Here is a 12,821-nt window from a genome sequence, read left to right as displayed (position 1 = left end):
ACCACGGCATCGGCCACGGACTGCTGCGCGACCTCGGACACCCGGAAGGCGCCGGCGCGGAACTCGCCCGGCTGCCCCAGCCGGAGATCGGGTACAACTACCTCGGCCGCTTCGGTGCCCCCGGAGAGAGCGCCGACGCCGCGCCCGCGCCCTGGAGCCCCGCCCGGACCGGCTCCCTCGGCGGCGGCGCCGACCCCCGCCTGCCCGCCTCCCACACCCTCCAGCTCGACGCCTCCGCCGTCGAGACCCCGGCCGGCCCGGTCCTGCACGCCGCCTTCCGCTTCCCCGAACGCCTCCTGGACACCGCCACCGTGGAGCGGCTGGCCGAACTGTGGCTGGACGCCCTGCGCACCCTGCGGCGGCTCGCCGACGAGCCCGCGTCCGGCGGTCACACCCCTTCCGACTTCCCCCTGGTCACCGTCGACCAGCACGAGATCGACACCCTTGAGCGGCAAGGACCGCTCGACGACCTGCTGCCGCTGTCACCGCTCCAGGAGGGCCTGTACTTCCTCGCGGGCCTCGGCGCCGAGGGGGAGGGCCCCGACGTCTACACGACACAGCTCGTCCTCGACATCGAGGGCGACCTCGACGCGGAACGGCTGCGGGCGGCGGCCGGGCAACTGCTCCACCGCCACCCCAACCTGCGGGCGGGCTTCCACACCCGGCCCGGCGGCGACCCCGTACAGGCCGTGCCCACGCACTACGAGACGCCCTTCGCCGAACACCGGCTCGGCGCCGACGACGCGGAGGCGGCCCGCTCGCTGCTCGCGGCGGAACGGTCCCGCCCGTTCGACCTCGCCCGGCCCCCGCTGATGCGGCTCACCGTCGTCCGCCTGGGCGAGGACCGACAACTCCTCGCGATCACCTCGCACCACATCCTGCTCGACGGCTGGTCGGGACCGCTGCTCGTACAGGACCTGCTCGGCCTCTACCGAGGCGAACCCGCGCCGGCGCCCCGCCCCTACCGCGACCACCTGCGCCGCCTCGCCGAACGCGACCGCGAGGGCACCGCACGCGCGTGGCGGGAGGCACTGGCCGGACTCGACGGGCCGACCCTGCTCGTGCCCGAGGCGGCCGGGATGCCCGCCGGAGTGCCCGAACGCGTCGAGGTGGACCTGCCCGACGGTCTCGCCGAGCGGCTCGGCGCCTTCGCCCGCGACCGGCAGGTCACCGTCAACACCGTGCTCCAGACCGCCTGGGGACTCCTCCTCGGCCTCCTCACGGGACGCGAGGACGTCGTCTTCGGCATCACCGTCTCCGGGCGCCCCGCCGACCTCGACGGCTCGGAGTCGATGATCGGTCTCTTCATCAACACCGTGCCCGCGCGGATCACGGCCCGCCCCGGCGACACCCCCGCCGCGCTGGTGGCCGGGACGGCAGCCCGGCAGGCCGCACTCATGGACCACCAGGACGAATCGCTCAGCGAGATCCTGCGGGCCGCCGGACACCGCGAACTCTTCGACACCCTGGTCCTGTTCGAGAACTACCCGGTCGACGGCGAGCAGCTGCGCCGCTCCGAGGCCCGCGCCGGACTGCGCGTCACCGGGGCGGAGGGGCACGACGCCACCCACTACCCGCTCGTCCTGGTCGCACTGCCCGGACGGGACCGCCTCGCCCTCGCCCTCGACCACCGGCCCGAACTGGTCGACCGCACGGCCGCGGAGGACATCGCACGCCTCCTGGCCGACACCCTCGCCGCCATGGTGGCGGCACCGGACCGCCCCGTACACACCCTGCGCCCCGGCGCTCCCGCCTTCGGGCAAGGTCCCCGTGAGGACATCACCGAGGCCACCCTCGCCGAGCGCTTCCTCGCCCGGGCCTCGGCCACCCCCTCGGCCACCGCCCTGGTCACCGGCGACGAGGAGTGGACCTACCGGAGGCTCGCCGACCGCGTCACGCTCCTCGCCCGGCGGCTCACCGCCCGGGGCGCGGGCCCCGGGACCCTGGTCGGCGTCGCCCTGCCGCGCGACGCCGACCTGGTGGCGACGCTGCTCGCCGTCGCCGCGACGGGCGCCGCGTACCTCCCCGTCGACCCCGGCTTCCCCGCCGAGCGGATCGCCTTCCTCCTCGACGACGCACGCCCCCTGCTGCTCGTCGAACCCGGGTCGCCCCTCCTCGCCACCGACACCGACCGCGACATCGGTTCCGACACCGACATCAGCACCGACTCCGCGCCCGCCCCGGCGGCCGACGCCGGGCCCTTCGTGCCCTTGCGACCCCACCCGCACGACACCGCCTACGTCATCCACACCTCCGGCTCCACCGGAACCCCCAAGGGCGTCTCCGTCACCCACCGCAACCTGGCCAACCTGCTGGACGCCATGGCCGACGTGACCGGGACCGGCCCCGGCGACCGGCTGCTCGCCGTCACCACGGTCAGCTTCGACATCGCCGTACTGGAACTGTTCACCCCGCTGGTCACCGGGGCCACCGTCGTCCTCGCCGACCCCGACCGGGCCCGCGACCCGCGCCTGCTCGCCCGGCTCGCCGCCCGCACCGGCGCGAACCTTCTCCAGGCCACCCCGTCCCTGTGGCGGGCCCTGGTGGAGGGCCCACCGGAGATCCTCGCCGGCCTGACCGTGCTGAGCGGCGGCGAACCCCTCGCCCCGGACCTCGCCGCGCGCCTCGCCGAGGGCGGCGCCCGGCTCGTCAACCTCTACGGCCCCACCGAGACCACCGTCTGGTCCACCGCCGCCGAACTCCCGGCGTCCGCCCCCGTCCCGCACGTCGGCACCGCCCTGCGCAACACCACCCTGCACGTCCTCGACGGCTGGCTGCGCCCCGTGCCCCAGGGCACACCCGGCGAGCTGTACATCGGCGGCGCGGGCGTGGCCACCGGCTACCTCGGCCGGCCGGACCAGACCGCCGCCCGCTTCGTCGCCGACCCGCACGGCACGCCCGGCGAACGCCTCTACCGCACCGGCGACATCGCCGAGTGGCGCCCCGACGGGACCCTGCGCATCCTCGGCCGCGCCGACCACCAGCTCAAGGTCCGCGGGCACCGCGTCGAGCCCGGCGAGATCGAGGCCGTGCTGCGCGCCCATCCGAGCGTCGGCGACGCCGTCGTCACCGGGGACACCGACACCGGCGGCGCCGTGCGGCTGGTCGGCTACGTCACCGGGGACACCGGCGGCACCGAAGGGCTGCGGGAGCATCTGGCCGCCCGGCTGCCGGAGTACCTGGTGCCGTCGGTGCTGGTGCCGCTGGCCGAACTGCCGCTCACCGCCAACGGCAAGGTCGACCGGAGCCGGCTGCCCGCCCCGGGATTCCCCGCCGCGCCGACGCGCGCCCCGCGCGACCCGAGGGAGGAGGTGCTGACCGGGCTCTTCGCCGACGTGCTCGGCCTGCCGTCGGCCGGTCCCGACGACGACTTCTTCGCCCTCGGCGGGCACTCCCTGCTTGCCATGCGCCTCGCCAACCGCGTCCGGTCCGCCCTCGGCACGGACGTCGCCCTGCGCGACGTCTTCGACCACCCGACACCGGCCGCGCTGGCGGCGGCCGTACTGCCCCGGCCCGGTGCCCGGCTGCCCCTGACCCGGCGCACCCGCGAGCGGGGCGAGCGACTGCCCCTGTCCTTCGCGCAGCTCAGGCTGTGGTTCCTGCACCGGCTGGAGGGCCCCGGAGCCACCTACAACCTGTTCTTCGCGCTGCGCCTGGGCAGCGGCCTCGACGTGGCCGCCCTGCAAGCCGCCGTGGGGGACCTGCTGCGGCGCCACGAGAGCCTGCGGACCGTCTTCCCCGACGCGGAGGGCACCCCCTACCAGGACGTCCTCGACGCGGACCGGGCCCTGCGCGGCCTCCGCCTGGACCCCGTCCGCGTACCGGAGGACGCCCTGCCCGCCGCACTGCGCGCCGAGGCGACCGCCGCCGTCGACCTCACCCGCGAGATCCCCCTGCGCGTCCGCCTGCTGCGCGTCGGCCCCGACCACGTGCTGACCGTGATGCTGCACCACATCGCCGGCGACGAATGGTCGATGCGTCCCCTGACGGCCGACCTGCGCACCGCATACGCCGCCCGCGCCGAGGGCCGGGCCCCCGACTGGCCCGAACTCCCCGTGACCTACGGCGACTACGCGCTGTGGCAGCGCGAGGTGCTCGGCGACGAGGACACCCCCGGCAGTCCCGCCGCGGCCCAGGCCGCCTACTGGCGCACCGCGCTGGCCGGCGCCCCCGAGGAGCTGGCCCTGCCCTACGACCGTCCCCGCCCGGCGGTGGACGACCCGGCGGGCGCCACCGTCGAGTTCACCGTGCCGCCCGCCGCGCACCGTGCGCTGCGCGCCCTGACCGCCGAGACCGGCACCAGCGTGTTCATGGCCGCGCAGGCGGCCCTGGGCGTCCTGCTGGCCGGGCACGGCGCCGGCACCGACCTGCCGATCGGCACCCCGGTCGCCGGCCGCACCGACGCCGCCCTCGACGACCTGGTCGGCTTCTTCGTCAACACACTGGTGCTGCGCACCGACCTCGGCGGCGACCCGAGCTTCCGGGAACTCCTGGGCCGCGTCAGGGAGACGGACCTGGCCGCCTTCGACCACGCCGACCTGCCCTTCGAACGGCTGGTGGACCTGCTCTCCCCGCAACGCGTGCTTTCCCGGCACCCCTTGTTCCAGGTGCTGCTCGCCGTCCAGAACCTCACCGGCGAGGCCCCGTCCTTCCCGGGCGTCGAGGCCGGCCTGCTCGGCGCGGACCCGGGGACGGCCAAGTTCGACCTCTCCTTCACCCTGGCGGAGCGGGCGGGCGTCGACGGCCTCGCCGGGCAACTCACCTACCGTACGGCCCTGTTCGACGCCTCCACGGCCCGCGCTCTGGCCGACCGCTACGTGCGGCTGCTCGGCGCCCTCGCCGACGCCCCCGACACGCCCTTCTGGCGCGTCCCCCTGCTCGACGGGGACGAACTCGCACGGCTGCGCGCCGTGGGCACCGGCGAACCCCGGCCGCTGCCCGACACCACCCTGCCCTACCTGATCGCCGCCCGGCTCGCCGAGGACCCCCGGCGCACCGCCCTCGTCGACGACACGGTCAGCCTCGACCGCGCCGCCCTCGGCGACCGCGTCGGCCGTCTCGCCCGGCTGCTCCGCGAACGCGGCGCGGGTCCCGGCGTCCGGGTCGCCGTGGGCCTGCCCCGCTCCGCCGACCTGGTCGTCGCCCTGCACGCCGTGCACCGGGCCGGGGGCGCCTACGTCCCCGTCGACCCCGGTCACCCCACGGCCCGTCTCACCCACCAACTCGCCGACAGTGCACCTGAGATCGTCCTGACGGACACCGCCCACGCCGGCCTCCTGCCCGTCCCGCCGGGCGTGCCGCTCCTGCTGCTGGACGACCCCGCCATCCGCGCGGAACTCGCGGCCGCCGCACCGGTCGGCCCGCACCCCGCCCAGCGCGGCGACGACCCGGCCTACGTCCTGTACACCTCCGGCTCCACCGGCCGCCCCAAGGGCGTGGACGTCAGCCACCGGGCCGTCCTCAACCGGCTGTTGTGGATGGACGCCGCCCACCCGCTCGTCGGGGACGACCGGATCCTCCAGAAGACCCCGGCCGGATTCGACGTCTCCGTCTGGGAGTTCTTCTGGCCGGCGCTCGCCGGAGTGCCCCTCGTGGTCCTCGCCGACGGCGCCCACCACGACCCGGCCGAGGTCGCCGCCGCGATCCGCCGGCACTGCGTCACCGTCGCCCACTTCGTGCCGTCCATGCTGGCCGCGTTCGCCGCCGAGGAGGCCGCCGGCTGCCCGGGCCTGCGCACCGTCTTCGCCAGCGGCGAGGCCCTGCCGGGCCCCGTGGCACACGCGCTGCTCGCCGCCCTGCCCGGCGTACGGCTGCACAACCTGTACGGTCCCACCGAGGCCGCCGTCGACGTCACCGCCTGGCCCGTGGACCCCGCGGCCCCGGCCGCGCCCACCGTGCCCATCGGGCACCCGGTGCACAACACCGGCACCCTCGTGCTCGACCCCTGGCTGCGGCCGGTCCCCGACGGTGTCACCGGCGAGCTCTACCTCACCGGCGTCCAGCTCGCCCGCGGCTACCACGCGCGCCCCGCGCTGACCGCCGAGCGGTTCCCCGCCCACCCGTGGGGGCCGCCGGGCAGCCGCATGTACCGCACCAGCGACCTGGTGCGCCGCCGGCCCGACGGCGCCCTGGTCTTCGTCGGGCGCGCCGACGGCCAGGTGAAGCTGCGCGGACTGCGCGTGGAGACCGGCGAGATCGAGGCGGTGCTCGCCGCCCACCCCGACGTCACCGCCTGCGCGGTCGTGGTGCGCGAGGACCAGCCGGAGCGGCGCGTCCTCGTCGGCTATGTGGTGCCCGCCGGCCCGCACTGGGAACGGGCGGACGTCCAGCGGCACTTGGGCGAGCACCTGCCGGAGCACATGGTGCCCACCGCCCTGGTCGCCGTGGACCGGCTGCCCCTGACCTCCAGTGGCAAGCTCGACCGGGCCGCGCTGCCCGCCCCGGACCTCGCCGCCGACGCCACCGGGATCGCCCCGCGCGGCATGCGCGAGGCCCTGCTCACCGGCCTGTTCGCCGAGCTGCTCGGCGTGCCCGGAGCCGGCGCGGAGGACAGCTTCTTCGCCCTCGGCGGCGACAGCATCCTCTCCCTCCAACTCGTCGCCCGCGCCCGTCGCGACGGCCTCTCCCTGACGCCGAGGGACGTCTTCGAACACCGCACCCCGGCCGCCCTCGCCCGCGTTGCCACCGACACGGAGAGCAGCACACCGCCGCCCGTCGCCGCGAGCGGACGCGCCCCCCTCACCCCCCTGATGCGCTGGGCCCTGGACCGCGGCCCGCTGGACGGCATGTTCCAGTACCAGCACCTCGTCACCCCGCCCGGCACGACCCGCGCCACCCTCGCCGCGGCCCTGGGCGCCCTGCTCGCCCGCCACCCCGTCCTGCGCGCCCGCCTCGTCGGCAGCGGCGCCGAACGCGCCCTCGACCTGCCCGGACCGGGCGATCCGAACGGCGCCGACGCCCTGCTGTACGCCGACCTGTCCGGCGTCTGCGACGACGCGCTGCCGGACCTGCTCGCCGCGCACGCGGCCGACGCGGTCGCCGGGCTCGACCCCGAACAGGGGCGGATGGTCCGTGCCCTGTGGTGCGACCGGGGACCGGACCGCGAAGGGCGATTGCTGCTCGCCGTGCACCACCTCGCCGTGGACGGCGTCTCCTGGCGCGTCCTGCTGCCCGAACTCGCCGCCGCCCACCGGGCCGCACACGACGACCGCACCTGGGAGGCCCCTGCGCCGGGTACGTCCTTCCGGCAGTGGAGCCTCGCCCTCGCGGACGCCGCACGCGCACGTGCGGCGGACGCCGACGAGGCCAAGGTCTGGCGCGAACGCGACGAACGGGACCGGCCGCTCCTCGGCGAGCGGCCCTTCGACCCCGCCCGCGACACCCGCGACACCGTGCGCTCCCTGACCCGCACCCTGGACAGCGGCACCACCAGGGCCCTGCTCACCGAGACGCCCGCCCTCGTCCACGGCACCGTGCACGACGTGCTCGTGGCCGCCCTCGCCGTGGCCCTGGCCGCATGGCGGCACGAGCGCGGACAGGACGGAGCAGCGGCCGACGTCGTCGCCGTGGAGGGCCACGGCCGCGAGGAGGCCCTGCTTCCCGGCAGCGACCTGTCCACCACCGTCGGCTGGTTCACCAGCTGGTACCCCGTGGTCCTCGACACCGGCGGCGTGTCCCCGCACCAGGCCCTCGCCGATCCCGCGGCCGCCCGGCGGCTCCTGGCCACGCTCAAGGAGCACCTGCGCCGAACCCCGGACGCCGGCATCGGACACGGACTGCTGCGCCAGTCCGCCGGCCGCCCGCCGGGCTCCCACGACCCGGAGATCGTCCTCAACTACCTGGGCCGCTTCGACCGCACCGGCCGTGCCAGGACCCCGTCGCCGGACGCCGAGGCCCCCTGGCCCCACGCACCCGAGCCGCTGCGCACCGCCCACCCGGTCCCGGCGCCCGTCCTCTTCCCGCTCGAAGTGATCGCCTCGACCGTCGACGGCGAGGACGGCCCCGTCCTCACCACGCAGTGGTCGTACGCGGCCGGACTGCTGTCCGAGGACGACGCACGGACCCTCGCGGGGCTGTGGTGCCGGGCGCTCGAAGCCTTCGCCGGGCACCGCGCGCCGCCCACGCACACCCCGTCCGACTTCCCCCTGACACCTCTCGGCGGCCCGGACGTCGAGGCGCTCCAGGAACGGCTGCCCGCCCTCACCGACGTCTGGCCGCTCACCCCGCTCCAGGAGGGCCTGTACTTCCTGAGCGCGTACGCGGACGACGAACTCGACGTCTACACCATGCAACTGGCGCTGCGCTTGGACGGCACGGTCGACCCCGCCGCCCTGCACGCCGCCGCGGCGGACCTCCTGGCCCGCCACGACAACCTGCGGGCGGCCCTCGTCACCACGCCGTCCGGAACACCCGTGCAGGTCGTCCTCGACCCGGCCGCGGTGACACCCGACTGGACCGACACCGATCTGTCCGGTCTCGCGCGGGAGGAACGCGAGGAGGCCCTGCGCGGCCTGGCGCACGAGGACCGCACCCGCCGCTTCGACCTGGCCGCACCGCCCCTGCTGCGGCTGCGCCTGGTACGGCTCGGCGCCGACGGCACCGTCCTCGTCCTCACCAACCACCACGCCGTACTGGACGGCTGGTCGGTGCCGCTCCTGGTCAAGGAATTCCTGGAGCTCTACGCCAACCGCACCGCGGGAACCCCGGCCCCCGCCCGGCGCCGCCCCTTCCGTGACTTCCTGGCCTGGCTCGCCCGGCAGGAACCCGGCGCGGCCGAGAACGCCTGGCGCCGGGCACTCGACGGCGTCACCGAACCCACCCTCTTCGCCCCGCCCTCAGGCACCGGCGGACCCGCACTCTCCCGCCACCTCTCCGTCGTCCTGGACGACGAGCTGCGCACCGGCCTGGACACCCTGGCCCGCTCCGCCGACGTCACCCGCAACACCGTCGTCCAGTACGCCTGGGGGCTGCTGCTCGCCCGGCACACCGGCCGCGAGGACGTCGTCTTCGGCGCCACCGTCTCCGGGCGCCCACCCGAGCTGGACGGCGCGCAGGACATGGCCGGGCTCTTCATCAACACCCTGCCGGTCCGCGTCCGCGAGGAACGGGGCGAGACCGTGCGGCAGGCCCTGGCCCGCCTCCAGGACGAGCAGTCCCGGCTCTCCGCCCACCAGCACCTGGGGCTCTCGCACATCCAGCGGATCGCCGGCATCGGCGAACTCTTCGACACCCTCCTGGTGTTCGAGAACTACCCGGTCGACGCCGACGGACTGCGCCGGGCCGAGCGGTCCGGCGCCCTCGCCGTCACCGGCGGTGAGAGCGCCGACGCCACCCACTACCCGCTGACCCTGGCCGTCGTGCCGGACGCCGGGCGCTTCACACTGGAGTACCGGCCCGACCTGTTCGACCAGGACCTGGCCGAGACCCTGCTGCGCCGGCTCACCCACCTGCTCGGCGCCCTCGCCGCCGACCCCGGCGTCCCCGCCCACCGCATCGAGGCGTTGGACACCGGTGAGCGCGACGCCCTGGTGCGCGACCGGAACGACACCGCCCACCCGTACCCGGGCGGCACCCTCCCCGATTTGCTCGCCGCGCAGACCGCCGGGGGACCCGGGCAACCCGCCGTGGTGCACGGCGACACCACCCTGACCTTCGCCGGACTCGCCGAGCGCTCGGCCCGGCTGGCCCACGAGCTGATCGCCCACGGCGCCGGCCCCGAGGACGTGGTGGCCCTCATGCTGCCGCGCACCGAGGAGATGCTGGTGGCGATCTGGGCCGTCCTCAAGGCGGGCGCCGCCTACCTCCCCCTGGACCCCTCCTACCCCGACGAACGGCTCGCCTTCATGCTGGACGACGCGGCCCCCGGCGTCCTGCTCACCACCGGAGCACTGAGGACCCGGGTGCCCGGCGGCCGGGCCGCCGACGTCCTGGTCCTCGACGACCCCGGCACCCGGGACCGCATCGCCGCCCGCCCGGCCACCGACCCCGGCGACCGGGAGCGGCTGCGCCCCCTGCGCCCGGACCACCCGGCCTACGTCATCCACACCTCCGGCTCCACCGGCACCCCCAAGGGCGTGGTCGTCAGTCACGCGGGCGTCGTCAACCTCTTCCACAGCCACCGCAGGAACCTGTACACCCCGGTGACCGAACGCACCGGACGGGAGCGGCTGCGGGTCGGACACGCCTGGTCGTTCTCGTTCGACGCGTCCTGGCAGCCACAGCTCTGGCTCCTCGACGGGCACTGCGTGCACGTCCTGTCCGAGGACCTGCAACACGATCCCGACGCACTCCACCGCCACCTCAGGGAGCACCGGATCGACTTCGTCGAACTCGCCCCCTCGCTGCTCGCCCAGGTCGAACGGGCGGGGCTCACCGCGGAGGGCGACTGCCCGGTGCCGCTGCTCGGGGTCGGCGGCGAGGCCGTCCCCGACGCCCAGTGGGCCCGGCTGCGGACCCTGCGCGGCACCGAGGTCGTGAACCTGTACGGACCCACCGAGTGCACGGTCGACTCCCTCCAGGCCTTCGTCCGCGACAGCGAACGGCAGGTCGTCGGGCACCCGGTGGACAACGCGCGCGCCTATCTGCTGGACGCCGCGCTCCGTCCGGTCCCGACGGGCGTGCCGGGCGAGTTGTACCTCGCCGGAGCGGGACTGGCCCGGGGCTACCTGGGCCGCCCGGGCCTGACCGCGGAGCGCTTCGTCGCCGACCCGTTCGGCCAGGACGGCGGACGCCTGTACCGCACGGGGGACCTCGCCCGCTGGACGCCCGAGGGCGCCGTGGAGTTCCTGGGCCGCACCGACGACCAGGTGAAGATCCGCGGCTTCCGGGTGGAGCTGGGCGAGATCGAGACCGCCCTCGCGGCCCATCACGAGGTCGCACAGGCGGTCGTGGTGGCCCGCGAGGACGGCGGCGTACGCCGGCTCGTCGGCTACGCGGTCGGCCGCGAGGGCACCGATCCCGCCCCCGAGCAGCTGCGGTCCCTGGTGGCCGCGACCCTGCCGGAGCACCTCGTGCCCGCGGCCATAATCGTGCTGGACGCCCTGCCGGTCACTGCGAACGGCAAACTCGACCGGGACCGGCTGCCCGCGCCCGACTTCGGCCGGGCCGCGGCCGGCGGCCGGGCACCGCTCGGTGAGGACGAGACGGCGCTGTGCGCCGCCATGGCCGCGGTCCTCGGCCTGCCGGAGATCGCCGCCGACGCCGACTTCTTCGCCCTGGGCGGCGACAGCATCGTCTCCATGCAACTCGTGGGCCGGCTGCGGGCCGAGGGCTGGCAGGTGTCCCCGCGCCAGGTCTTCGCCCTGCGCACCCCGGCCGCCCTCGCCACCGAACTGAAGCGGGACGCCCCCGCGCAGACCGACGACCCGGCGGGCCGCTCGGGCCGGGCGCCGGTGACACCGGTCGTCGAGTGGCTGCGGGAACTCGGCGGTCCCCTGGGCGAGTACTCCCAGGCCACCGTCGTCCAGGTGCCGGCCTCGCTGCGGCGCTCCGAACTGGACGCCGCGCTCCAGGCCCTCCTCGACCGGCACCACCTGCTGCGCGCCCGCCTGGACCGCCCCGGTGACGACGCGTGGTCCTTCCTGATCCCGGAGCCCGGGACGGTCGACGCGGCGGCCCTGATCGAGCGCGTGGACGTCACCGGCGTACCCGCCGGACGCGAACTGGCCGGGGTCATGGGCGAGAAGCTGCTCGCCACCACCCGTGAACTGGCGCCGGACGACGGCCGGATGCTGCGCGCGGTGTGGTTCGATGCGGGCCCCGAGCGTCCGGGCCGGCTGCTGCTGGTCCTGCACCACCTGGTGGTGGACGGCTACTCGTGGCGCGTCCTGCACCCCGACCTCAAGGAGGCATGGCAGCAGGCGCGGGCCGGCCGGGCCCCCGAACTGCCGCCCGTCCCCACCTCGTTCGCCACCTGGGCCAGGGAACTCGCTCGCGCCGCCGAGGCTCCCGAGCGGGAGGCCGAGCTGGAGCACTGGCTCCGTACGCTGGCCGCCGACCCCAGCGAGCTGGGCGACCGGCCGCTCGACCCGGCCACCGACACCGTACGTGGGCTCGACCACCTGCGCGTCGAACTGCCCCCGCGGTTCGCCGAACCCCTTCTCGGCGCCGTGGCCGCCCGCCCGGGGAGCAGCGTGAACGCCGTTCTGCTGGGCGCCCTCACCCGGGCCCTCGCCCGGTGGCGCGCCCGCCGGTCCACGGCCGCCTCTGCCCGCACCGTGATCGCGATGGAGGGCCACGGCCGCGAGCCCGACGCCGTACCGGGCACCGACCCGTCACGGACCGTCGGCTGGTTCACCTCCGTCTACCCGGTCCTGCTGGACGCCGAGGGTGTCGACCTCGACGCGAGTGACGCGCTGCCCGTGCTGGTCGACCGTGCCGCCCGCGCGCTGGACGCCGTGCCCGACCGGGGCATCGGCTACGGCATGCTGCGCCACCTCAACCCGCGTACCCGTCCCCAGCTCGCGGCCCTGAGCGCGCCCCAGGTGCAGTTCAACTACCTGGGCCGGTTCGGCGCACCCGTGGGGGCCGACCGGACGGGGAGCGGGGCCGGAACCGGGACCGTGGAAGGCACCGGGGACTGGGAGACCGCCCCGGAGACCAGCGGGTTCAGCGGCGGACGCGATCTGGACATGCCGGTCGGACATCTCCTCGACATCACCGTGTCCGCGGTCGACGGGCCGGGAGGCCCCGTGCTGGGCACGGGCATGGTGTGGCCGGGCACGGCCCTGCCCCGTGCGGAGGTGGAGGCGTTCGCCCGGGAGTGGCAGGCGGCACTGCGGGAAACGGTGCGGGCCTGCACGGAGGCAGGCCCGGGGGAGTGA

1 protein-coding gene (only partly in view) is annotated in these 12,821 nt (G+C 75.9%); it reads left to right on the top strand.

Features of this window, described 5'->3' with window-relative positions:
* Nucleotides 1-12,821: the 3' portion of an amino acid adenylation domain-containing protein gene (locus ACIQFU_RS25115; protein WP_402554409.1), read on the top strand. 4,132 nt of this gene lie to the left of the window's left edge; the window shows 12,821 of its 16,953 coding nt (coding positions 4,133-16,953); its start codon lies beyond the left edge, outside the window; its stop codon occupies nt 12,819-12,821.

It is taken from the genome of Streptomyces sp. NPDC093065 (assembly GCF_044754585.1).
Classification (GTDB): domain Bacteria; phylum Actinomycetota; class Actinomycetes; order Streptomycetales; family Streptomycetaceae; genus Streptomyces.
Note: the sequence above shows the minus strand (reverse complement) of the source record. Positions and strands in the feature narration are given on the sequence as shown.